At 68.8% G+C, this 22910-nt stretch carries 26 protein-coding genes; 9 read left to right on the top strand and 17 right to left on the bottom strand.

Translation table 11 applies throughout. The features are described from left to right. The first annotated feature begins 25 nt into the window (after positions 1-25). Positions 26-910, top strand: a complete 885-nt coding sequence (locus G1H10_RS30155; protein ID WP_216853808.1) for an SDR family NAD(P)-dependent oxidoreductase — start codon at positions 26-28, stop codon at positions 908-910. Here the strand turns inward: G1H10_RS30155 and G1H10_RS30150 are convergent. Next, positions 907-2121 carry a Na/Pi symporter gene (locus G1H10_RS30150; protein ID WP_163744973.1) on the bottom strand — a complete coding sequence of 405 codons (1215 nt, stop codon included), beginning with the start codon at positions 2119-2121 and terminating at the stop codon, positions 907-909. The genes G1H10_RS30155 and G1H10_RS30150 overlap by 4 nt on opposite strands. Before the next feature lie 259 nt (positions 2122-2380). Here G1H10_RS30150 and G1H10_RS30145 point away from each other — a divergent pair, with 259 nt between their 5' ends. After that, a complete protein-coding gene (locus G1H10_RS30145; protein WP_163744970.1) occupies positions 2381-3289 on the top strand; it encodes a hypothetical protein in 909 nt (302 codons plus the stop codon). A gap of 58 nt (positions 3290-3347) precedes the next feature. On the opposite strand, the gene G1H10_RS30140 is transcribed toward G1H10_RS30145, so the two are convergent. The 6 genes from G1H10_RS30140 to G1H10_RS30115 form a co-directional block, all read right to left on the bottom strand. Continuing rightward, the gene (locus G1H10_RS30140) at positions 3348-4559 is read right to left on the bottom strand and encodes a DUF1015 family protein (RefSeq protein WP_163744969.1); all 1212 of its coding nucleotides are present in this window, start codon (positions 4557-4559) and stop codon (positions 3348-3350) included. Positions 4560-4590: 31 nt separating this feature from the next. Continuing rightward, on the bottom strand, positions 4591-5775 hold the full coding sequence (locus G1H10_RS30135; protein ID WP_163744967.1) for a site-2 protease family protein: 1185 nt from the start codon (positions 5773-5775) through the stop codon (positions 4591-4593). Between the two features lie 141 nt (positions 5776-5916). After that, a complete protein-coding gene (locus G1H10_RS30130) occupies positions 5917-6522 on the bottom strand; it encodes a TIGR03086 family metal-binding protein (protein WP_163744965.1) in 606 nt (201 codons plus the stop codon). Between the two features lie 8 nt (positions 6523-6530). Continuing rightward, entirely contained in the window at positions 6531-7592 is a 1062-nt protein-coding gene (locus tag G1H10_RS30125) for a sigma-70 family RNA polymerase sigma factor (RefSeq protein ID WP_163744963.1), read from the bottom strand. A gap of 10 nt (positions 7593-7602) precedes the next feature. After that, positions 7603-8004 (bottom strand): VOC family protein, encoded by a 402-nt coding sequence (locus tag G1H10_RS30120; RefSeq protein ID WP_163744961.1) that lies wholly within the window; start codon positions 8002-8004, stop codon positions 7603-7605. A 5-nt stretch (positions 8005-8009) separates the two neighbouring features. Next, the gene (locus G1H10_RS30115; RefSeq protein WP_163744960.1) at positions 8010-8411 is read right to left on the bottom strand and encodes a VOC family protein; all 402 of its coding nucleotides are present in this window, start codon (positions 8409-8411) and stop codon (positions 8010-8012) included. A 149-nt stretch (positions 8412-8560) separates the two neighbouring features. Between G1H10_RS30115 and G1H10_RS30110 the strand changes: the two genes are divergently transcribed. Continuing rightward, on the top strand, positions 8561-9418 hold the full coding sequence (locus tag G1H10_RS30110) for an LLM class F420-dependent oxidoreductase (protein WP_163744958.1): 858 nt from the start codon (positions 8561-8563) through the stop codon (positions 9416-9418). A 44-nt stretch (positions 9419-9462) separates the two neighbouring features. Here G1H10_RS30110 and G1H10_RS30105 read toward each other — a convergent pair whose 3' ends face one another. From G1H10_RS30105 to G1H10_RS30090, 4 genes are all read right to left on the bottom strand, one after another. Then, entirely contained in the window at positions 9463-10263 is an 801-nt protein-coding gene (locus G1H10_RS30105; protein WP_163744956.1) for an alpha/beta fold hydrolase, read from the bottom strand. A 24-nt stretch (positions 10264-10287) separates the two neighbouring features. After that, on the bottom strand, positions 10288-11091 hold the full coding sequence (locus G1H10_RS30100) for an SRPBCC family protein (protein WP_163744955.1): 804 nt from the start codon (positions 11089-11091) through the stop codon (positions 10288-10290). A gap of 1 nt (position 11092) precedes the next feature. Then, positions 11093-11707 (bottom strand): ArsR/SmtB family transcription factor, encoded by a 615-nt coding sequence (locus tag G1H10_RS30095; protein WP_174264794.1) that lies wholly within the window; start codon positions 11705-11707, stop codon positions 11093-11095. 81 nt (positions 11708-11788) lie between these two features. Next, positions 11789-12313, bottom strand: a complete 525-nt coding sequence (locus tag G1H10_RS30090; RefSeq protein WP_163744953.1) for an Lrp/AsnC family transcriptional regulator — start codon at positions 12311-12313, stop codon at positions 11789-11791. Between the two features lie 59 nt (positions 12314-12372). Here G1H10_RS30090 and G1H10_RS30085 point away from each other — a divergent pair, with 59 nt between their 5' ends. Further along, complete coding sequence (locus G1H10_RS30085) at positions 12373-13194, top strand: LysE family translocator (RefSeq protein WP_163744951.1); 822 nt, start codon at positions 12373-12375, stop codon at positions 13192-13194. A gap of 12 nt (positions 13195-13206) precedes the next feature. Here G1H10_RS30085 and G1H10_RS30080 read toward each other — a convergent pair whose 3' ends face one another. Together G1H10_RS30080 and G1H10_RS30075 are read right to left on the bottom strand one after the other, a co-directional pair. Next, positions 13207-13524 carry a DMT family transporter gene (locus tag G1H10_RS30080; RefSeq protein WP_163744949.1) on the bottom strand — a complete coding sequence of 106 codons (318 nt, stop codon included), beginning with the start codon at positions 13522-13524 and terminating at the stop codon, positions 13207-13209. A 28-nt stretch (positions 13525-13552) separates the two neighbouring features. Then, complete coding sequence (locus G1H10_RS30075) at positions 13553-14293, bottom strand: SDR family NAD(P)-dependent oxidoreductase (protein WP_163744947.1); 741 nt, start codon at positions 14291-14293, stop codon at positions 13553-13555. 91 nt (positions 14294-14384) lie between these two features. Between G1H10_RS30075 and G1H10_RS30070 the strand changes: the two genes are divergently transcribed. Beyond that, positions 14385-15002 (top strand): TetR/AcrR family transcriptional regulator, encoded by a 618-nt coding sequence (locus G1H10_RS30070; RefSeq protein ID WP_163744945.1) that lies wholly within the window; start codon positions 14385-14387, stop codon positions 15000-15002. Between the two features lie 5 nt (positions 15003-15007). On the opposite strand, the gene G1H10_RS30065 is transcribed toward G1H10_RS30070, so the two are convergent. Next, on the bottom strand, positions 15008-15637 hold the full coding sequence (locus tag G1H10_RS30065; protein ID WP_163744943.1) for a TetR/AcrR family transcriptional regulator: 630 nt from the start codon (positions 15635-15637) through the stop codon (positions 15008-15010). A 77-nt stretch (positions 15638-15714) separates the two neighbouring features. Between G1H10_RS30065 and G1H10_RS30060 the strand changes: the two genes are divergently transcribed. The 4 genes from G1H10_RS30060 to G1H10_RS30045 all read left to right on the top strand — a co-directional run bounded on the left by G1H10_RS30060 (position 15715) and on the right by G1H10_RS30045 (position 19774). Continuing rightward, entirely contained in the window at positions 15715-16485 is a 771-nt protein-coding gene (locus G1H10_RS30060; protein WP_163744941.1) for an SDR family oxidoreductase, read from the top strand. 111 nt (positions 16486-16596) lie between these two features. After that, positions 16597-17448: an endonuclease/exonuclease/phosphatase family protein gene (locus tag G1H10_RS30055; RefSeq protein WP_163744939.1), complete on the top strand. Its 852-nt coding sequence runs from the start codon at positions 16597-16599 to the stop codon at positions 17446-17448. A gap of 297 nt (positions 17449-17745) precedes the next feature. After that, positions 17746-18531: a hypothetical protein gene (locus tag G1H10_RS30050; RefSeq protein WP_163744938.1), complete on the top strand. Its 786-nt coding sequence runs from the start codon at positions 17746-17748 to the stop codon at positions 18529-18531. A gap of 223 nt (positions 18532-18754) precedes the next feature. Then, positions 18755-19774, top strand: coding sequence for a type IV toxin-antitoxin system AbiEi family antitoxin domain-containing protein (locus G1H10_RS30045; RefSeq protein WP_163744936.1), 1020 nt, complete (start codon positions 18755-18757; stop codon positions 19772-19774). A 107-nt stretch (positions 19775-19881) separates the two neighbouring features. Here the strand turns inward: G1H10_RS30045 and G1H10_RS30040 are convergent, their stop codons facing one another. From G1H10_RS30040 to G1H10_RS30030, 3 genes are all read right to left on the bottom strand, one after another. Then, complete coding sequence (locus G1H10_RS30040; RefSeq protein ID WP_163744934.1) at positions 19882-20601, bottom strand: maleylpyruvate isomerase family mycothiol-dependent enzyme; 720 nt, start codon at positions 20599-20601, stop codon at positions 19882-19884. 143 nt (positions 20602-20744) lie between these two features. Then, positions 20745-21683 (bottom strand): fumarylacetoacetate hydrolase family protein, encoded by a 939-nt coding sequence (locus G1H10_RS30035; RefSeq protein ID WP_163744933.1) that lies wholly within the window; start codon positions 21681-21683, stop codon positions 20745-20747. After that, positions 21680-22816, bottom strand: a complete 1137-nt coding sequence (locus tag G1H10_RS30030; protein ID WP_163744930.1) for a cupin domain-containing protein — start codon at positions 22814-22816, stop codon at positions 21680-21682. The genes G1H10_RS30035 and G1H10_RS30030 overlap by 4 nt, the downstream gene beginning before the upstream one ends. Positions 22817-22910 lie beyond the last annotated feature (94 nt).

Below are 22910 nucleotides of genomic sequence, written 5' to 3'. Positions count from 1 at the left end.
GACCGCCTCGCTAGGGTGAGTTCCCATGGTGCATCCGAATGCGGGGGACGGCGCGCAGGACGGCCGAGGATTGGGCGGAATGCGGCGCTTCGTCGGCCGCGTGGCGTTCGTGACCGGTGCGGCGCACGGGATCGGGCGAGCCGTTGTGGAGCGGCTGCACGCGGAGGGCGCCGCCGTTGCGCTTGCCGACGTCGATGTCGAGGCCGCGGAAACCGCCGCGAGAGAGGTCGCCGCGTCCGGTGGCGATGTCGGTGGAGACAGCAGCGTCCAGGTGGTGGCGTGTGACGTCACCGAAACGTCCTCGGTGCACACGGCCGTCGCCGCCGTCCTCGAGCGGTTCGGTCGCTTGGACGTGCTCGTCAACAACGCCGGTGGATCGTTCGCCGCGGAGTTCGAGGACCTCGACGACGAGGACTGGCGGCGGATAGTCGATCTCAACCTTCAAGGCGCCGTCCGATGCATCCAGGCGGCACTGCCGCATCTGCTGGCGTCACCGGTCGGCGGCAGCATCGTCTCTGTAGGATCGGTGAACGGCCTGGCTGCCGTCGGCGACATCGCTTACTCCACTGCAAAAGCCGGCCTGGAGAACCTCACCCGGAACCTGGCCGTCCGCTATGGTCGGCGCACGCTGCGGCATTCGGGTTCCGATGCTCGATCCGTGCGGGTCAACATGGTGGCCCCGGGCACCATCCGTACCCGCGTGTGGACTGACATGGGGGAAGCACGGCTCGACCAGGTGGAGCGCATACGGCGCTTGTACCCCCTGGACCGGGTCGGAGAACCAGATGACGTCGCTGCCGCGGTCGCCTTTCTGGCGTCCGACGACGCGTCGTGGATCACGGGAGTCACGCTGCCCGTCGACGGCGGTCTGCTGACCGGACCGATAGGCACCGCTCCACCGGGAGCTTAGAACAGCGACGTGGCCAGGATCAGAGCGCCGGGGAGCAGGATGAAGGTGCCGAGCACCCACGCCACCGCATACATCTTCTGCTTCACCGCCAGTGAGGCGAGCCACCGGGCTCCGGCCAGCGGGATCTCACGAAGCACCGGCACGCCGTAGATGAGCGCCAGCGCGAAGACGTTGAACAGCAGGTGGACTAGCGCGATCTCCAGCGCGTGCACGGCGTGGACCCCGGTGACGGCGGTCGACGCCAGCAGCGCTGTGACCGTGGTGCCCACGTTCGCGCCCAGCGTGAACGGGTAGATCTGCCGTAGACTCAGCGCCCCTGATCCGGCGAGCGGGACCATCAGGCTTGTGCTGGTTGTGGACGACTGCACCAGCACGGTGACGGCGCAGCCGGAGGCCATGCCGCTGAGCGGGCCCCGTCCTATCGAGGCATTGAGGATACGCTGCGCGCGGCCAACCAGCAGTGACTTCAGCAGCCGGCCCACGTAGCGGATGGCGACGAGGATCAGTGCCATGCCGGCGAGGATCATCGCGATGCCTTCGAGCGTGGTCGGCAGCACGGCCGCCGCGCTGGCCACCGTATCGGTGACCGGCGAGGTCAGCGTGCTGACCACGTTGGCTTCGGACATCGAGTAATCGCCGCCGCCGGCCAACGGCTCGGCCAGCAACAGCGCGACCCGCTCGATGAATCCGAACATGATCTCGAGCGGGAGGAAGATGGCGACCGCGAGGAGGTTGAAGAAGTCGTGCACGGTCGCCGCGGAGAACGCCCGCCGGAACTCGTCCTTCTGGCGCGCGTATCCGAGACTGATCAGAGTGTTGGTGACGGTGGTGCCGATGTTGGCGCCCATCACCATCGGCACCGCCACGCTCACCGGCAGTCCGCCGGCCACGAGGCCGACGATGATCGACGTCACCGTCGACGACGACTGGATCAGCGCCGTGGCGACGATGCCGACCGTCAGCCCGACGATCGGGTTGGTGGCGAACTGGAACAGCTGTTCCGCCTGGTCCCCGGTGGCCGTCTTGAACCCCGAGCCGATGATGCTGACGGCGCTGATCAGAAGGTAGATCAAGCCGGCGACCAGCAGCCAGTTGGCGACGGTGCGGGTGCGGCGCTGCCGTGCGACTGCGGAGGTGGTGGCGGGAAGGGAAGGGGCGGCGACGTGAGTGACGCGGCGTGCGCTCTCACGAACGACTAGGGTGCTCGCCATCTACCATTCGACCTTTCGTCGACGTCTGTCCTTTTATCGGACAACCACGTAAAGGAAGCCGCACAGACGTGAACAAACAGTGAATTGAGCACGAACATGGCGCATCGAATGTGCGGCAGTTCGGACTCATCCCGCACATGCCGCGTCGACCTGCGCAGATGGCCGTATCCGGTGGTGAGGTGAAACCGGCATGAACACCTCGCGCGGGCCCGGAGTCGACGGGCGACACGGCCGGCATCCGGCCCATAGGATCGGCACTATGGCTCGTCACCGTGTGCTTGTTCTCCCCACGTTGCTGGCCTCGGCGGCGGTGTCCGCATGTGACAGTGGCGATTCCGCGGAACGGATGGCCGACATGGTCGACGGGCTTCCTGGTGGTTCCGCGTCAGTGCTGGTGCTGGACGTGGCCGCGTTGGCAGAGCACTACGAACTCGACCGGGACACACTGGGCCGGTACCCGGAGTTCATCGCCGATGTCACCTTCCACCAGGATGAGGTGGATCCTCCGGCCCTGCTCGCGGCGGAGCTGGCGGCCGTCATCGCGCCGTTCAACACGCCGGTCGGCAACGCACACCTGGACGCGATCGACATCGGACAGGTCGAGATCGTCGTCAGCCTGCCGATCGAAGGACTGACGGTGATCGCGACCGGCCAGGACCCCGACGCGCTCGGTGCGGCGTACGCTGAGGCAGGCTTCGATGACGAGGGTGACGGCAGCTATCTGAACGTGGGCGGCGGGCAGAGCTCCGACATCGATGCCCGGTATCCGGCGGTGAAGGTCGACGACGGCCTGCTGGTGCTGGCCCGCTCGCCGGAGATCCGGGACGCCTACGGCGAGGGCGAGGGGTTGTCCGCGCCGGCGCAGACGCTGATCGATGCCGCCGACGACGCCTGGGCAGTGAGTGTCTTCGGCGAGGCCGGTATGGATCCCGCGACCTGCGGAGCCGGTCAGGCGTTCGCTCGCGGCGACGACGGTATCGAACTGCTGGTCCTGGGCGGCGGTGAAGACGTGGTACCGCCGGACGCGTGGGACTTCTACGCGGCCCGACTCGGGTCGCCCGAGATCGACGGCGACGTGACCCGCTACGCGGTCGAACCGGACGACGGCCGCGTGAACGTGTCGATGCTCGGATCCTCGTTGGAGGTGTCCCGGCTGGCCGAATGCTGACCGGCTCGCCGACGCTCGCCGACGGCGTGCCGCGCAGGTTCAGCCACGTGCCGGGCGTTCACCCTGCCTGGTGCAGTTGCGCCAGAACCAGGCCCGCTCGCGCCTTCGGCGTGAACCAGGTGCTCTTCCGCGGCATCTTCTGCCGGGCCAGGTTGACCGCGACGAAGTCGTCCACGCTCACCGGCGGTATCAGGATCGCCAGGTCGGCACGGCCGGCGTCGACCTCGTCACGCAGCCAGCTAGCCGGGTAGTCGCCACCGATGTAGCGGACCCGCTTGTCGCCGGGGTCCAGGCCGAGTGCATCGCCGAGCACGACCCGCTCCACCAGCGCATGGTCCAGGCGTTCCGTCACAGCCTCGCCGTCCGCGGACGGCAGGCTGACCGCGTATCCGGTGCCGCCGGCGTAAAGATGCACCGTTCCCGCCCTGGCCGGCGTCTCCGGCGGTGCCGTCAGCGCCTCGACGGTCGCTCCCTTGGCGCGCAGCTCCTCCAGCAGCGCTGCCGCCGGAATCGGCAGGTCGTGCACCAGACGGTGGTACGGGTCGATGGTGACCGACTGCGGCGTCGTGACCACGGCGAGGAACCGCGTGAGTCCTCCGGTCTGAGCGGCCAGGCTGCGGTGGTTGCCGTCGGCGACCACCAGCTCGCCGCCGCCGGCGAGTTCGCGTAGCCGGTCCGCCGTCGCTCCGGGCGGCAACGGCCAGATCGCGTGCGTGCGTCCGCCGTGGTCCACGTCGGTCGCGGCCGGCTCACCCGCGGCCGCACACGCCGCGGCGAGTTCGGCCTGCAGTTCGTCTCCCGCGCCGGTCTGCATCAGCAGCACCGGCGAGAGCAGATGGCCGGTGGCCTCGGCCAGGGCGACGCGTTCGCGCACCTTCTCGATGAACACGTCCTCATTCCGGATCACCAGGCCGGGCTCGTCTGCCCGGGTGGAGATCTGATCCGTGTCGACCAGGCAGAACATGCCGTATGCGGTACGTGCCGGATCCGGGTCAGTGATCCGGTAGAGCACGATGACGTTCGCCGCGCCGGCGTAGCGTCCGTCCGCCTTGGCCTGCTCGAGCCGCTGCACGGCGTCCGGCAGCGAGTCGGCGAATGTCTTCCCGACGCTGTCCGGCGCCCGGTGGGGCATCTCCACCGCCAGCGCGCTGTTCGGGTTCGCCTCGATGACGGCCGTGATCTCGGCGTCGTCGGCGAACTCGTCGTAATTCTGTGCGCCGGTGTCGCCCGTGCTGATCCACGCATGCTCAATCGGATGAACGATCGTCATAGAGGACGACGGTATACGGCACCGTTCCCGGCTAACTCCGTGGGCTCCCCATGTCGGAGCCACGCCGGTAGGTGAGGTCGGCACCGTTGAAGTCGTCGACGCCGATGCCCCGCAGCGACACCGCCCGGCTGACGTCGCTGGGCGAGATGATCCCGACCAGGCGACCGCCGTCCATCACCAGGGCGCGCCCGTCGGCGCAGCCGCTCAGCCGGACCAGGATGTCGGATACCAGCTCGTCGGGCCGGATGACGGGGACGTCGGCGATGGGACAGGAGATCTCACCGAGCGTCGTCTCGCTGTGCTGCTCCCGCGGAACCGAGCGGATGCGATTCAGCGTCACCATGCCCTGCACCTCGCCGCCGGGTCTGAGCAACGGGAAGGCGGAGTGCCGCCGGACCATGGCGACGTCGTGGACGAACTCGGCGACGTCCTGGTCCGGGTCGGCGGTGTCGGGATCCGCGGTCATGATGTCGCGTGCGCGAAGCCCGGCCAGCACCGCACCCATCCGGGCGTGGTGTTCCTCCGCCGACGCCATCGTGACGACGAACAGGCCGATCAGGATCCACCACAGGCCACCGCCGTAATCGCTGAACAGGGAGAACAACCCGAGCGCGATCAGGATCAGGCCGAAGACGCGGCCCGCCCGTGCCGACCAGATCTGAGCCTGCGGCCGGTCTCCGCGCCATGCCCACAACATGGCCCGCAGAATGCGGCCACCGTCGAGCGGCGCCGCCGGAATCAGGTTGAACAGCGCGAGCAGCACGTTGATCGTCGTCAGGTAACCGAGTACGCCGCTGACCAGATCGGGGGCGTCGAGGGTGATCGACGCCCAGGTGGCCGCGAGGAACACCCCACCCAGGCCGAGGCTGATCAGCGGTCCGACGCCCGCGATCCGGAAGTCGGTGGCGGCGTCCTTGGCTTCGCCACGCAGCCCTGCCACGCCGCCGAGCAGCCACAGCGTGATGCCTTCCACCTCGATCCCGTTGCGGGTCGCCACCACCGCGTGGCCCACCTCGTGGGCGAGCAGGGACAGGACGAACAGGGCGGTGGCGACGAGCGCCGCCAGGATGTACGCGGCGGCCGGCTCGCCGGGGAACTGCTCCGGGAGAAGGCCACCGGCCAGGCCGAACACCAGGAGCACGACGATACCCAGGACGCTCCAGTGCAGGCCGACCCGGACCCCTGCGATGGTGCCAAGCCGAACGGTCTCGGTCACGGTACGCCACCTTCCGACGCTGCTGCCCTTGGTAGTAACCAGTCGGCTGGCGAGCAATCGCCGCCGGGTGCACGGGACTGCGCAGGCGGTACTGCCCGGGTCCGGGTGGGGTGGCCGGGCGGTGCAGCGGCCGGCCCTTCCTCAGCCGCGCGCCTCGCGGCCGAGGAAGGCGAGCAGGCGGTGGCCGGCAGCGGCGGACTCGGGTACGTCTCGCGGTGCCGCGAACCGCGCGGGCCGGTCGGCGTCGGTGATCAGCAACGGCGCCACGGCGAGAAGCTCCTCGGCCAGTTCCTCCGGGATCGGCCGGTCGGTGCCGCAGGCCTGCGCCACGTCCCACCCGTGGGCGGTGATCTCCAGCGCTCCGGTGGCGGTGACGATGCTCGCGGTCAGGGGCCGCTCGGCGATCGCGATCGGCTCGTCGCCGAGCGCCGTAGCGGACCAGTTGAGCAGCCTGATCGCGCGTGTACGCAGCCGGACACAGACGTCACTCGCTGCGGCGCTCTCAATGCAGGGGCGGTCGGCGCCGTCGTCGAGATCGATCCGGCCGAAGTCCGCCGCTTCGCAGAGAGCGTCGAGCGAATCCTCCATATGGGCGAGCAGGGCGGCGAGGTCCCAGCCGTGGCAGGGCGTGGGGTCGGTCAGGTCACCGGGCGTGATGAGCTGCAGGTTACTGCGGGTATAGGTGATCGCCCGCTCCAGCAGCTCAACTCCGCCCGTGAGCGTCGCCGTCACGGGCTGTGCGGTCATCGCCAGGCTCAATCCGTGGGAGCGGGCACGGTGTCCGCCGGCAACGTGTCCGGCAGTCCGAACGCTCCGAACAGGCTGACGTCGAAGAACATGCCCACGTGCGAGACCTTGGTGTCGCGCAGTGTCAGCACCTGCAGACCGAACTTCCGGTAGACGCCGTCCTCGCCGCGCATGTACGTGGCGAACGCGGGCTGGCCGTTGGCGAACGTCGGGACCATGCGCATATCGCCGGGCCCCTGCGCCGGGCACTGGTGATGCACCAGACCGACGATGTTCTCCGGCCCCTGGTACCACGTCGGGAACGGCGGCATCTCCCACACGGCGTCCGAGGTGAACAGTTTGACCATTCCCTCGACGTCATAGGTCTCGAACGCCTTGGCGTAACGCTCGAGGAGCTCGAGCTGTTCGGCCGACGTCGGCTGCGTGGTGTCCTCCTCGGACGGGGCGGCCTCCTCAAGCTGGGCGCGCGCCCGCTGGAGCAGGCTGTTCACCGCCGCCGTGGAGATCCCGATCGCGTCTGCGACCTCGGATGCGCGCCATTTGAGCACGTCACGCAAGATGAGCACAGCACGCTGCCGAGGCGGTAGATGCTGCAGCGCTGCGATCAGCGCCAGCCGGACACTCTCCCGCGACGTCACGACCGCCGCCGGATCGGCACCGTCGGAGACGACCATGTCGTCCGGGACCGGCTCCAGCCACGGGACCTCGGCCTGCTCGGAGATGTCGTCGGCAGGATGCGAGCTCGGGGCGCCCAGTCCGGTGGGCAGCGGACGCCGGTTCCGGCTTTCCAGCGCGGTCAGGCACGCCGTCGTCGCGATCCGGTGCAGCCAGGTGCGCAGCGACGACCGGCCCTCGAACTTGTCGTAGGCCTTCCACGCGCGCAGGTAGGTCTCCTGGACCAGGTCCTCCGCATCGTGCACCGAACCGAGCATGCGGTAGCAATGCGCCATCAGTTCGCGCCGGTAGGGATCCGCCAGGCGGGCGAACTCGTCGTCGTTGACCGGCGTTCTGGTCTCGACCGGTGTGCCGCTCTCGGCGCGGGTACCCGTCGTGGCGCGCGTTTCCGTCATGGTTGGCACTCTATGCCTCCTGAAGGACAGAGAGAACATTTCCGGCGGGATCGGTGAACCACGCGATCTGCGGACCTTCGCCGGGTCCGGCGCGGACGATTCCCTTGTCGTCCATGGCGTCCTCGAACTGCGGGTATCGGAGGAACTCCACACCGCGGGCGGTGAGCTCGTCGACGGCCGTGTCGATGTCCTCCACCGGGAAGTTGAGGATGGTGAACGTCGCCGGCGTGTGGTCCGGCTTGGGGTAGATCAAGATGTTGTTGCTGCCGGCGACGTGCAGCGTCAGCAGTCCGTAGCCTGGCATCGCTTCGACGTCGGTCACGTGCATGCCGAGCGTCTCGCCGTAAAACGTGCGGGCGGCCTCGGGGTCGTTCACGGAGAACCCGCTGAAGGCCTTGGTGTCACGGAACATCGTCGTCACTCCTTCGCCTCGGTCATGCGTTCCATCGCCGCCTGGTGCTCTTCACTGATCTGGACGATCTGGACGTAGTTGCCGTCCGGGTCGATCGCGGTGGCGAAGTAACTCCCGTCCCGGTCTTCCAGCGGTGACAGCCACGCCGCCCCCATGCTGTCCATGCGCGCGGCGACCGCGGGCGCATCCTCCACGTCGAAGTTGAGAATCATCCGTCCCGGCTCGCGGTTCTTCTCCGTGACGTCGTCGCGGTTGTCGAACATGAGGTAGAACTCGCCGAACTTGAGCACCCGGTAATCGCCGACCCGCGCGTCGTCGTTCGGCGTCAGGGCGGCCGCGTACCACGTGTGCAACCGCTCCGGATCGGTGCTGGAGAGCAACATGCTGCCCAGGGAAGCCTTCGCCATATCGGTGCTCCTTCTCCTCGTCCCGCGTGGGGGCTTCGTGATGCCGTCACATGTAGTGACCGCGCCGCCGGCGAAAACTCATCGCCCGGGCGCGCCCGGATCGGATCCCGATGCGATGCGCCGACGCGGCGTGCGGTAGAGAAGGGAACATGACCGCATCCCATCCGCTGCATATCGGCGTCAAGCTCAGCCAGCAGCTGACCACCATCGATGAGCTCACGGCGTTCTGGCAGACCGCGGACGAGGCCGGATTCGACCATCTGTGGAACTACGACCATTTCGCCGCGCTGCCTCCCGAGCCCGATGTGCTGCCCGGCGACGTCTTCGAAGCGTGGACGTTGCTGGGCGCGATGGCGCAGGCGACGGAGCGGATCAGGATCGGCTGCATGGTGACCGGCAACACCTACCGGCATCCGGCGGTGCTGGCGAAGATGGCCGTCACCGTGGACCACCTCTCCGCCGGACGGCTGGAGTTCGGGCTGGGCGCGGCGTGGGTCGAGGAAGAACACACCATGCTCGGCATCGAGTTCGGGACCCTGCGGGAGCGGATCGACCGGTTCGAGGAGGCGTGCCAGGTGGTCCGTGCGCTGTGGACCGAGGAGCGCGCGACGTTCGACGGCCGGCATTACCGGCTGAGCGAGGCGTATGCGAACCCGAAGCCGGTCCAGCGGCCCTACCCGCCGATCTGGGTGGGTGGGCGGGGCCGTCAGCGGACCCTGCGGATCGCGGCTCAGTACGCCGACGTGTGGAACGTGCCCAACGCCGATGCGGAGGAGATCGCCGATCTCTCCGCCGTCTTGGACCGGCATTGCGACGACGTCGGCCGCGACCCCGAGGAGATCCGGCGTTCCAGCCAGTTGCGGTTCGAGGGGTCGGTCGATGAGCTGGTCCGGAACGTCGACCAGCATGTGTCGATGGGTATCAGCGAGATCATCGTTTACGTCCCGCCGGGCAACGCGGTCGCCGACCTGGAACGGATCGCCACCGCCTTGCCGAGGCTCCGATGATCATCAGCCGTTGCTCCGGTGAAAGTCCGGCCAGGGGTTGACGATCACGGGCTCGAGGTGAAGAACCCCTTGAGTACGGGCGCGACGGCCTCGGGCTTGAGCAGGTGGGTCTGGCCCTCCAGGGTCCGGTACTCGGCGTTCGGCAGGACGTCGGCGAGCGATGTCTGTGCGTTGCGCATCCAGTCCGGGCTCTTTCCGCCGGCCATGACCAGCGTCGGCATGGTGACCGACGTCCAGCGGTCCGCCGGCAACGGGCGACGATGGCGGCCCACCTTGAGGATCTCGTGGTCATACGGAAGGGTGTGCGCGACGGCCTTCAGCTTCTTCCACACCGGCATCATGCGCATCATGACGACGGCGAAACCGGGCGTTCCGACCAGTTTCATGAACAGCCGCACGGCGTCGCTGCGCTTGCCGGCGGCGATGTTCGCTTCGAGCCGTTCGCGGTAGTCGGCCGGCTCCGGCGGCGCGGTCTCGTCGACCAGGTACGGCGCTTCATACGTCGCGAGCCGGGTGACGCCGATGCCGCGGTTGGCCGCCTCGATGGCGAGCGCGGCTCCGGACGAGATGCCGTACAGGAAGGCGGAGCCGCCCGCCTCTTTGATCAGCGCCTCGATGTCCTCGATCTCTCGCTCCACGGCGTACGGCGGTGTGTCGGTGCTGTCGCCGCGGCCGCGACGGTCGTAGGTGTACACGGTGTACCGGTCGGCCAGCTGCTTGGCGAGGGGAGCGGCAGGTCCGAACGCCCGGTGGCAGAGCGCGCCGTCCACCAGGATGACGGGTGGGCCGTCGCCGGTTCGGTCGTACGCGATGGTGGTGCCGTCGTTCGAGGTGGTGGTGTACATGGGTGGTTTCCCTCCGAGTGTTGTTCAACGCGTGGTCAGGGCCCGCGCCAGCCAGTCCGTCCAGGCTCGCTCCGCCGGTTCCCGGTCGGTGCCGGCGAAGATGTGGTGGCTGGCGATCATCGGGCCGTGGAAGCCCTTCATGAACCGGTAGAGCGCATCGTCGGTGCGGATGCCCAGCGTGTGGGCGTTGGTGAAGTAGACGACGCCGTCAACCAGGGTGGTCTCGGGTTCGCCGTCGCCGTCGCCGTCATCGTCACCGGTGCGGCCTGCGCTCGTCGGCACACCGGCGAACCGGGCAGCGGAGCCGACGTCGACAGGTTCGGCCAATCCGAAGGCGCGACGCAGCGTCGCCCAGGCGTGGTCCCAGTCGGCCACCGGCGGGCCGAACGCGGTGACGGGCGTCGCGTGGCGCCCAGCGAAGTGGGAAAGGTACTCCACCAGCGTGTGGAAGAAGAGTTCGCCGCCCTTGAGCATCGCGTCGTACTCGTCTTCCCAGTCGTCGCCGGGGAGAAAACCGCTGGTGACGATGCGCACCACGGTGCTTCCCCGGTCGCGCCCGGCGATCATGAACTCGTAGGCGATGAACCGGCCGTCCGGCGCGTCGTCGCTCCGGTACGCGAACCGCTCGCCGGGCCGCCATTCCGTGATCCGGTGTTCCGGGGCGTAACCGCCGAAGGCCGTCCGGACCGCCCCGCCCTGGCCGCCCTCGACCTCGTTGCGTCCCATGAACCACGAATCGATGCCGGGGCCGGTGGCGATCGCCTCCCACACCTCCTCGGCGGTGGCGTCGACCCGAGCTTCCTGATGTCCCTCGAACTGATGGCCCATCTCACTGTTCCTTGTCCGTGAAGGGGGGTGCGGCGTCGTCGGAGACGCTGGGATGTACGGCGACGACGATCCGGTGCGTGCGTCCTCTCTCCGCCGACTCGTCGTGGTACTTGCTGACGAGAGCGGTCACCGCCGTGGCCAGTTCTTCGGCGAACGCCGACCGGTCGGCGGCCGACGCGAAGCGCACCTCACCGTCGATGGCGAACGTCGCCACCCGCTTGTTCGCCTTGGCGGCGCCGGTGATCAGCGATCCGACGTCCCGAACGAGCCGAGATGCCACGGCGAGCAGCCAGCGCGCGGAGAGCCGGTCGGGTGCTCGGGATGGATCGGGCTGGACGGCACCGAGCGCGGCAGGTGAGATCACGTACGACGCGGCCGAGGCGCGCATCACGCGCTCGGTGACGTTGCCCTTCCGCCGTTCTTCGACAAGTTCGACCAGGCCGTGCCGTTCCAGCGTCTTCAGGTGGTAGTTGATCTTCTGCCGCGGCAGCCCCACCTTTCGGGCGAGCGTGCTGGCCGAGCCCGGCTCGGAGAGCTCGGCCAGAAGCCGGGCGCGGACCGGGTCCAGCGATGCCTCGGCTGCCGCCGCGTTTTCGATCACTGTCACATCGAACATGGACCAACCATCGCACCGACAAATCAAATTGTCAAGACAGTTTTTGTTGTCGGTAATCTAGGCGCGCCAGAGGGCCGGTGATCACGGGGTGGATCCGCGGTTGCGCCATCCTGTGGTCGGGCCGGTGTGGGTGTCCGGGTACGGTCGCATCGATGTGACGAGCGGCCGGTCGAAGATCAGGTGCGTCTGGCAGTGGGCGATCTCCGGTCGAGAGGCGAGATCGTCGATGATGAGTCGCTGCAGATCGGTGCTGTCGACGACGGCGACGTGCAGAAAGAAGTCCTCCGGTCCTGAGACGTTGTACAGGGCCAGCGTTTCGGGGAGCTCCAGCACCGCCGCCGTGAAGCTCTCGATCATGTCGCGCCGGTGCGGACGGAGGCGTACGGCGATGAATGCTTGGAGGCCCCGTCCGACAGCGGCGGGGTTGACGGACGCTCGGATGCCGTCGATGACCCCGGCCGTCCGGAGTCGTCGCACGCGCTCATGGCACGACGACGTCGGCAGGCCGACCCGGTCCGCCAGAGCCTTGTTGGTGATCGACGCATCGTCCTGAAGGATGGACAGAATCTGCCAGTCCACCGGATCCAGTTGTACAGATTCGCTCATTATCCGGATTCTATCCGGGCGTCCTTGCCTATGCCCGGATGTGTTCGCAGTCTGACTCTATGTGGCCAGATCGGTGGCCGGCCTTCGTCGGCGTCCTCGTGATCGTTCTGTGCGTCCCCGGGCCGGACTTCTTCGTCATCGTCAGATACTCGCTGACCGGCACGCGCGCGGGAATCCGCGCCGCCGCCGGCAATGTCACCGGGTTGATGGTGCACACCACGCTTGCGGCCGTCGGAGTCGGCGCGCTCCTCGCCGCCCGTCCCGCGTTGCTCGACGCCGTCCGCTACGCCGGCGCCGGCTACCTCGCGTGGCTGGGCGTCGGCGCTCTCCGTGCATTTCTGGCCAGGTCCGCGAAGGCACCGTCAATGCCGCGGTCCGCGGAGACCGGGTCGGCCGCGGGCGGCGCCGCTTCGGACGAGCAGCGATTCAGATCCGTGCTGCGTAGCGCTGGCATTCGCGCACGCGGCGACGGCGTTCGCGCACGCGGCGACGGCGTTCGCGCACGCGGCGACGGCGACGTCCGGGAGGTGTCCACGCCGCCAGAACACCTGGACGCGGACACGGCGCCGCGCACCGACGGTTTCGCCGTCCATCCGTACCGGGACGGCGTCGCCACGAATCTGCTCAACCCCAAAGCCGTGCTGTTCTTCGTCGGAGTCATCCCGCAGTTCGTCTCGCCGGACGGTAGCGTCACCGCCCAGACCATGGTTTTGGCGGGAACGACGCTGGGGTTCGTCGTGATGTGGTGGGCAGCCGTGGTGTTCACTGTCGGGCGCGGCGTCCAACCGCTGATCGGGCCCGGCTGGCAACGGACGATGAACGGCATGAGCGCGGCCGCGTTCCTGGTGCTGGCCCTCTCCTTTCTGGTGGCTCCCGCCTGAGCCCGGCGTCGTTCATTCACCCAGGACGCGCAGGCCGACGACGCCGATCAAGATGAGCGCCACGGCGCCGATCCGCAGCAGGCTCGCGTCGTCACCGAACACCGCGATCCCCGCCGCGACCACGCCGGCCGCACCGAGGCCGACCCACACGGCGTACGCCGTGCCGACCGGCAGGCTACGCAACGCGAGCGCGAGCAGCACGAAACTCGTCACCGCCGCGGCGATGCCGATGGTGCTGGGCCAGACGTGCGAGAACCCGTCGGACTTCTTCAGTGCGATCGCCCATACCGTCTCCAGTAATGCTGCGGCGATCAGTACGATCCATGCCACCGGCACGCCTCCGTCTCCGTGTGGGCTCTCATGCGGCGTATCCGCCGTCGACGGCGAACGACGCGCCGGTCACCCAGGCACCCTCCTGGCTGGCAAGGAAGGCCACCATGCCGGCCACGTCCGCGCCCGTGCCGTATCGTCCGAGCGCCGTGAGCGCGCGTTCGGCTTCCGCGTCCGGGCCGTCGGCCGGGTTCATGTCCGTGTCCGTCGGGCCGGGGTGCACCACGTTGGCGGTGATGCCACGCGGCCCGAGGTCGCGGGCGAGCCCCTTGACCAGTCCGGTCAGCGCGGACTTCGTCATCGAGTAGAGCGTCACGCCGGGTACCGGCACGCGCTCGGCATAGCAGCTTCCGATGGCGATGAGCCGGCCGCCGTCGCCCATGTGCGCCGCTGCCGCCTGTGCCGCGAGAAGGGGCGCACGGACGTGGATGGCCAGGGTCTGGTCGATCTCGTCAAGGGTGACGTCGTCGAGCGGGCCGTTCGGAAAGATCCCGGCGTTCGCGACCAGGATGTCCAGCCGTCCGAGGTTTCGCACGACGGTGTCCACGGACTCGGTCGCGGCGTGCGGCTCCGCGCTGTCGGCCTGAATGGCCAGCGCCGTGCGACCGGCGGCGCGGATGCGGCCGGCCGTCTCGTCGGCGCTGCGCTTGTCGGCGCGGTAGGTGAAGGCGACGTCGGCTCCGTCCTGGGCGAGACGTGTGGCGATGGCCGCGCCGATCCCGCGGCTTCCCCCGGTGACGAAGGCCACCTGTCCGGTGAGGTCAGGCATGAGACTCCTTATTTTGTAGCGATCGATAAATAAATTAGTATCAAGGCGACGACGACACGTCAAACACGCGTCACGGAGAGAGGTGAGCGGCGTGGCTGAGCGCGGTCGCCCGCGCCGGTTCGACCGGGCCGCGGCGCTGCGGCAGGCGATGTGGCTGTTCTGGGAGCACGGCTACGAGGGGACGTCCATCAGTGATCTGACCACGGCGATGGGCATCAAGGCGCCCAGCCTCTACGCGGCCTTCGGCGGAAAGGATGAGCTGTTCCGCGAAGCGGTGGCGCTGTACCGGGACACCGATGGTTCTGCGACGGACCGGGCGCTCAGTGGCGAGCCGAGTGCCCGCGCCGCCGTCGAGGCGATGCTGCGGGGAAACGCCGACCTGCATGTGCGGGCGGATCGGCCGGGCGGATGCATGATGGTGCTGGCCGCGACCAACTGCAGCGAGAAGAATGTGGGCATTCGCGACCACCTGGCCCAGTTGCGCCGCCAGACCGTCGCCGCCATCGAGGCACGGCTCCGGCGCGCGCAGTCCGAGGCGGAGCTGCGCCCCGACGTTGACGTGTCGGCCGTCGCGGCCTTCCTCGGCACGGTCCTGCACGGGATGGCTGTCGAGGCGCGCGACGGTGCGTCCAAGGAGCAGCTCGACTCGATCGTGGAATCGGCCATGACGGCCTGGGACGCCCTGGTCGGTGGCCCGAAGGCGGCATGATGTGGTTATCGTCCGGCGCGCCCGCTCGTGCCGGCTTGTGCATCCGGCCACGCCTGCATCGCCGTGTCGGCGATGGTCTGTAGGTCGGCCTCCGTCGCGTGATCCTGCGCGCGCTGAGACATGCCTTGGAGAACGGCCGCGTAAAAGCTCGCCAGTGCGTGCGGCTCTGTCTGCTGCGGCACCAGTCCCCGGGCGATGTCGGTGTCGATGCGATCCGCCAGCGCTGCGACGTTGCGCTTCCTGCGGTGGCGCAAGTCGGCGCGGACGTCGGCGGACTCCTCGCCGCAGTTGTTCGCGGCGCTGATGATCAGGCAACCAGGTGGATGGTCGGAGCCGGTATACGTGCGTGCGGCGGTGTGCAGCATCGCACTGACCCCTTGGCGCGCGGTGGCGGCCTCCGCGAGCATCGCCGGCACGTCCATGCCGAACCGGGCCTGGTAGTCCTCGACCACCCGGCGGAACAGTTCACGCTTGGAGCCGAACGCGGCGTACAGGCTGGAAAGCGAGATGCCCATCGCTTCGGTGAGGTCGCTCATCGAGGTCGGCTCGTAACCCTGTGCCCAGAAGACACGTGTGGCCCGGTCCAGCGCCGCGGCCTCATCGAAGGAGCGTGGTCGTCCGCGTGGGTGGGGCATGAACAGAATTCTAGAGTAACCGCTCCAGATCTGCTACGGTCGATATCTGGATCGTTCACTCCCGAATTGGACTCACCATGTCGAAACCACTCATGGGGAAGAACGCCCTGGTCACCGGGGCGAGCAAGGGTATAGGCCGAGCGTTGGCCGTCCGCCTTGGCCAGGACGGTGCGGTCGTCGCCGTGCACTACAACAGCGACGCGGAGGGCGCCAAGGAAACAGTGCACGAGATCGAGCGGCACGGCGGCCACGCCGTCGCGATCCATGCGGACCTCGCCGCCGACGACGCGCCGGAGTCCGTGCTGGCGGGCCTTGACTCAGTGCTGGGTAGCCACGTTGCGCCTGCCGAACTGGATATCGTCGTGCACAATGCCGGAGTCGGTGAGTCCAGCGACGTGGAGAGTCTCACCCTCGCGGAGTACGAACGCCTCTTCGCCGTCAATGTGCGCGCGCCATTGTTCGTGACGCAGCGGTTGCTGCCGCGACTGCGCGACGGCGGGCGGGTGGTCAATATCTCGTCCGGCGTCGCGCGCATCGCGATGCCCGCGATCATGCCCTACGCGATGACCAAGGGTGCGCTCGAGGTCTTCACCTTCCAGCTCGCGCAGCAACTCGGGTCACGCGGCATCACGGTGAATGCCGTGGCGCCCGGCGTCGTCGTCAACGACCGGACCCGCGATCAGATGCGGGCGAATCCCGGATTCGCCGACTACGCGAGGGAGCTCTCCGCGCTCAAGCGGCTCGGTGAACCCGAGGACGTCGCCGGTGTGGTGGCGTTTCTGTGCTCGGACGACGGGCGATGGGTGACCGGACAGGTGCTCGACGCCACGGGCGGCGCGCACCTGTAGCGCTCACTGCAGCGGCACACCGGGACAGCGGTGACGTCGGTGGCTCGACCGGGGAGGTGTCCTTGGGGGACGGAGAACGCCGTGATCGCCGATGCGGGAGAGTGGTGATCGATGACCGCCCATGATGAGCCGTCCGGCACCGGATCGGCCCCCTGCCTCATCGGTCCGGCGCCGCGCGATGCGCTGCACGTCATGTCGTACAACCTCCGCTACCCCGCGAACGATCCCGGGCACCTGTGGAAAGACCGCCGTCCGGCGATGTCGGAGCTCCTGCGCAGGGAGAGGCCGACGGTCGCCGGCACCCAGGAGGGTGTCATCGACCAGCTGCGGGACATCGCCGCTGATCTGCCGGGCGGCTACGAGTGGATCGGCGAAGGCCGCCGCGGCGGAACGCGAGACGAGTTCACTGCGGTGTTCTACGACGCGCGGCGGCTGGAACCACGCGAGCACGGGCATTTCTGGCTCTCCGACACGCCGGAGGTGGTGGCGTCGCGGACGTGGGGAAACAGTATCCCGAGGATGGCGACGTGGGTGCGGTTCACCGACCGCGGGACCGGTGGCGAGTTCGTCGTCGTGAACACCCATCTGGACCACTCCTCGGAAAAGGCCCGGGTGCGCGGGGCGGACCTGCTCGGTTCGACCGTACGGTCCTTCGCCCCCGTCCCCACGATCGTCACCGGCGACTTCAACGCGCCTGCCGAGCGCAGCGACGCGTACCGCCGGCTGCTGGCCGCGGAGTTGCGGGACGTGTGGCTGGAGGCTCGGGACCGGCGCACGCCCGCCTACGCCACGTTCACTGCCTATCGCGAGCCGGCCGTGGGCGGGCAGCGCATCGACTGGATTCTCACCACGCCGGGTATCGCATCGGACGCGGCCGCGATCAATCCGTCCGCCCCGGGAGGGTGCGCGCCGTCGGATCACCTTCCCGTCCAGGCCCTGCTCAGGCTCCCGACCGCCCCCTGAGCCTCGCTGGATGCCTCGGGCTGGACGTTGACTCTCGGGTGGGACGCTGCTTGTTGAGCGTCCGTTTCGCCAACCATGTCTTCGGCGGGCTGCGTTCGCCACGGACGCTCAACAAGCAGCGGCGCGCCGATTTCGGGACGTATGGCGGAAAGAGGGCGTACCCCCTGAGGGCATCTGTGTCGTTCACCTGAGTGAGGCTCGCGCACCGCGAGGCGTCACCGCTGCGGGGCGGCGGTCGCCGTGTGGGCGGTGCGCGTGAGCGTCGTTGGAAGTTCGTCGTGGGACAGGAGAGAGCGAATGTTGGAGACGCTGGGCGCGTTCGTCGCCACAGTGGCCGGAAAGGCCGTACTCGGAACCGCGGCCGTCGCCGTAGGGGTCGGTGGAGCGCACGCCGCTGGTGTGGTCGACGTCCCGGGCCTTCCGCAGGCGGCCTCGGCCACCGCAGAAGCGCAGGTCGCCGCGGCACACGACAAGGACGGTGCGAGTGCACGGGCCGAAGCGGAAGCGGAAGCGTCGGCGGATCACGGCGTGGACGGAGACGAGATCTCGGACCGGGCCACGGACGGAGACCCGGTGGAGGGCGGCAAGGCATTCGGCGTCGACGTGGCGGAGAAGGCCACCGGCGGCGTCCCTGACGTGAATCTGCCGGATGTAGACCTGCCGGACGTGGATCTGCCGGACGTGGATCTGCCGGACAACTGCGTCTTCCCCGATGACGAGGAGGGCGACGACTCCACGCCGGATCTCGAAGCGAAGCAGGACTCGGCGGCCGAGGGCCGCGCCGACGACATCGTGCAGGATCTGGCCGAAGGCACCCCGGCCGAGGATCTTCCGGAGGAATGCCGCAAGGATGACGAGGCGCCGCGGCCCGACATGCCCGAGAAGCCGGACCTGCCGGAAGTCCCGGACGTGCAGACCCCGGACGTGGAGGTGCCGGAAACGCCCGGGTCTCCGGAAACACCCGAGTCCCCGGAGACTCCTGGTGACACGTTGCCCGAGGACCTCCCCGCCGACGGCTCCGAGGTGGCGGACGAGCACCGGCCGGAGGACTTGCCCGGCGGACTGGCCGAGGTGCGGCCCTGACCGTAGGGCTCAGCCCCGCGCCGCCCGCTTCTTGAGCGCCGGTTGCGCCAACGGCCGTCGTGGCGGCCCCTGTGCGCCACTGGCACTCAAGGAGCTGCGGCCAGGCTCGCTGTTGGACCATACGCATGCGGCCTTTGTGGACAATAGTCAGCCGAAAGTCGGGGTTATCCACAGGATCCGCAGGCACTCGCCATGGAGTGGAGGCATTCGTGATGATGGCTGAATGCCATCGCGTATCCGCCGGCTGCCGGGCGAGGTGGAACAGCTGCTCGCCGCAGGGCGAGGGCTCGTCAGCGTGCAGGCAGCGGCCGATGCCGGAATCGACCGGGGACGGATCGCGCGACTGCGCCGCGGCGGCTTCCTGATCCGCCTCGCGTATGGAATGTACGCGTCGCGCGAGGCGTACGAGGCGATGCCACCGTGGCCGGCGTTCGCGCTGCGCTCCCGGGCGTTTACGCTGGCGTGCGGTCCGGCTGCATACGCGGCTGGATGGTCGGCCGTAGCGATCCATGAGCTGCCCGCCATCGGTCCGCCACCTGATCTGCCGTCGGTGGTGGTCCCGCGTGGTGCTGCCGCGTCGGGTGACTTCGTGTTCGGTCGGGTGCGGTCCGTTCTGCTTCCCCTCGAGCACCGTGATGAAGTGGGCGGATGCGGTGTCGTGTCGGTGCCGCGCGCCGTCGTCGACGTCGGTCGGACGGCACCGCGCGACCAGGCGCTGGTTCTCGCCGATGCGGCGATAGCGCTCCGAACCGGCCGCGACGAGCTGCGGGCCGTCCTGGCGGGTATGCATGGCTGGCCCGGTTCGGCCGAAGCGCGCTGGGCTGTCGAACATGCGGATCCGTACTCGGAGTCCGCGCTTGAGACCTTGGGCCGCTTGACGTTCATCGAGCACGGACTGCCGGTTCCGGTGTCGAATCCGTGGATTGACCTCGGCGCCGTACGATTCCGCGCCGACCACCTCCTGGACGACCGGTGGCTGGTCTTCGAAGGTGACGGCGACCTGAAGTACAACGTTCGTCTCGACGCTGCTCACATCATCCGGCAACAGCGCGAGCGTGAATGGCGCCTGCGCGAGGCGGGATTCGAGGTCGTGCGGTACGGCTGGGACATGGCGCGTGACCGGCGCGCGACGCTGGCCGACCGGTTCCGGCAGGTCATCGCGGACCGTGCACCTCGGGACCGCCCGTACCCGTGGTACCGGGAACGAGGCGTATACCGGCACACGAGGTCGAGTCCCGGCTAACCACCGTGGCTTGTTGAGCGCCAGTTGCGTCAACGGCGGTCATGGCCGCCCTTGTGCGCTACGAGCACTCAAGAAGCGAGCACCAGCGGACGTCGGGGCGGGGCTCCCTAGATCCAGGGCGGCAGGTCGGGCGGAGCTTCCGCGCCGCTTACCGTGAGGTTGTCCGCGGATGCGCGTCCGGTCAGCCAGGCGGCGAGGTCGGCCAGATCGCCGCGCACGACGACGGTGGCACCGGTATCGCCGACGGTCCAGGTACGGTCGCGGTCGACGGCTGCGACGGTGAGGCCGAGGACCTCACCACGGCGGCCGAACATCGCGACGACATCCGTGATCAGCGCGTCGAGCAGGTCAGCCGGGAAGTCGTGGAAGGAGACGTGCTCCGGATCGAGGTCGAAGGCGTGGATCCACACCTCCCGGGTGCGCATCCAGGGGATCTCGCGTGCCGGCACCTCACGACCCTGTGCCGTGCGCACAGTCGCCTTCCAGGCGGGCCCCGGCAGGTCGTCCAGCGCGCGGGCGAGGTCGGAGGCGGAGGTGCGCACGAAGCCGGCCAACTCGCCGAGTGGCCGCTTCGCTCCCTCCTCGATCTCGGCGTTGCGCGACTCCGTGCTGGCGTACATCGGCGTCTCGACGCCGGTCCGTGCCCAATGCGCCAACCGTTGCAAGGCTTGAGCGTTGTAACCGATGTGGGCGAGCAGGTGTCCGCGGCTCCAGCCCTTGAGCCCTGGCACGGGTTCGGCGCCGGCGCCGGGCTCGTCCAGCGGGAGTGCATCGATCCGCTCGAGCAGCAGGGCCGTGCCGTCGTCCATCCAGATACGCGTGTCCATGTTCGTCCCGTGTCCATGTGTGGGCGTGTCGATCCGTGTGATGTCGTCCGGTCAGTATGCACGCCCTGTGGGCGTCGATGTGCTCGTGGCCGTCCGTCGCACCGGACCGCGGCGATAAGGCCGGAGTCACCGCTCGGCGACGATCAGGCGGTCGTCACCCTGTTGCGAAGCTCGCCGACGCCGCCGATGCGGGTGACGACGGTCGAACCCGTGGCGAGGTAACGCTTCGGCTCGCGGGCGTGCCCGACACCGCCCGGCGTACCGGTGGCGATGACGTCGCCCGGGTTCAGCGTCAGGATCTGCGACGCGTAGGCGAGCAGCCTCGCGGGCGAGAAGACCAGATCTCGGGTGTTGGCACGCTGCATGACCTCGCCGTCCACGTCGCAGGACAGGTCCAGTGCGACGCCGTCGGCAAGCTTCGGGTCGGCTTCGCCCGATGCTCCCAGTTCGTCGGGTGTGACCATGAGCGGCCCGAACGGCGTCGTGCCCTCGAACGTCTTGCCCTGCAGCCATTGCGGCGTCCGGTACTGCCAGTCACGCATGGTCACATCGTTCAGCACCGAGTAGCCGGCGATCGCCGCGGCGGCCTCGCCCTCGTTCGAACGACGCAGGCGGCTTCCGACGACGACGGCGAGCTCGGCCTCCCAGTCGACGGCGTCCGGCGCCTCGGGCGGCAGCTCGATGTCGTCGTGCGCCCCGATCAGCGCCTCGGGATACTTGGCGAAGAACGTCGGGTACTCGGGCAGCTCGCGGCCCATTTCGCGGATGTGCGGGGCATAGTTCAACCCGACACAGATGATCTTTCCCGGGCGGAGCACCACAGGCGCGTATGACGACGCGCCGGAACCTTCGTGGGCGTTGTCCACAGGGCGGTTGCCGGCGGCGTCCAGGGTTCCGTCGGCACCGGAATGGCCGGCACCGGGAAGCGGGAGTCGCTTACCGGCGACGCCGGCGGCCCAGCGTCGCCAGTCACGGCGTCCCAGAACCGCACCGACGTCGGGAACGCCGAGGTCGGTGCCGTGGTCACCGTCGATGCGGACGGCCGTCGTGCGGCCCGGCAACCTGAGGGTGGCGAGCTTCACGAGAGCCCCCCGTCCGGGGCGTCGACCTCGACCCGATCCTGGTGCAGCCGCTCGAAGATCGGAGTGTCGGCGAAACGGAACAGGTCGAGGTCGGTCTCGGCCTGAACGGACAGGGTGGTCCACGACGGCACGACGAACAGATCGCCGGTGCCGACACGGTGCTGGGCATCGCCCAGGGTGACCGTGCCCTCACCGCTGAACACCTGGAACACGGCCGATCCGACTTCGCGGCGGCCCACGGTCTGCTGGCCGGCCCGGACCCGGTGGAACTCGGCGCGGATGGTCGACATCACGTCGCCGCCGGTCGTGGGGTTCGTGTAGCGGACGGCGGCGTGGCCCGGCTCAACCGTCGCGGGGTAACCCTCGTCCTCCAAGGCGAGCTGCTCGCTCAGCGCCCGGTCGGTGTGCTCCCACCGGTAGGCCGGGATCGGGGAATTGTGCATCGGTTCCAGCGCGCTCAAGGGGCGCATGCCCGGATGACACCAGAGGCGTTCGGCGCGGGAACGCTCGGGTGTCTCGCGGGTGGAGACCTCGTCCGGCCCGAATTCGAAGAACGCAGTATCGGTGTAGTGCACGAACGGGATGTCCAGGCCGTCGATCCAGGCCATCGGGGAGTCGGTGTCGTTGTGGTGGCCGTGGAAGTTCCACCCCGGCGTGAGCAGAAAGTCGCCGCGGCGCATCGCCACGGGATCTCCGTTGACGACGGTCCACACGCCCTCGCCCTCGACGACGAACCGGAACGCGTTCTGGGTGTGCCGGTGCTCGGGCGCCGTCTCTCGCGGGCCCAGGTACTGGATTGCCGCCCAGAGCGTCGGCGTGGCATAGGGGCGGCCGCCGAGTCCCGGGTTGGCCAGCGCGATCGCGCGTCGTTCGCCGCCCCGGCCGACGGGGACGAGGTCGCCTGACTTCGCGGCGAGCGGGTGGATCGTGGACCATCGCCACAGGTGCGGGTGAGCCCTCGACGACGGCTCCATCGGCATCAGATCGCCGATCTCCTTCCACAGCGGAATGAGGTGTTCGGCGTCGAAGGCGTCGTACAGCGAGCGCAGCTCGGGTGTGTCCTTGGGCTGGTTGTGCGCGGCGTACGGTGTGTCGGCTGGTGCGGTGTCCGCCTGGTCCACGAGCTTGGGCATCGATTGACCTCCCTGCTGAGCGTGCGGTGGTAGGCGCTCTACGCGTGGCGCGCCGAGTGGTGCGGTGAGCCGCCGGCGTCGTCTTCGCGTCTCC

It is taken from the genome of Phytoactinopolyspora halotolerans, assembly GCF_010550675.1.
In the GTDB taxonomy this organism is placed as follows: Bacteria; Actinomycetota; Actinomycetes; order Jiangellales; family Jiangellaceae; genus Phytoactinopolyspora; species Phytoactinopolyspora halotolerans.
Note: the sequence above shows the minus strand (reverse complement) of the source record. Positions and strands in the feature narration are given on the sequence as shown.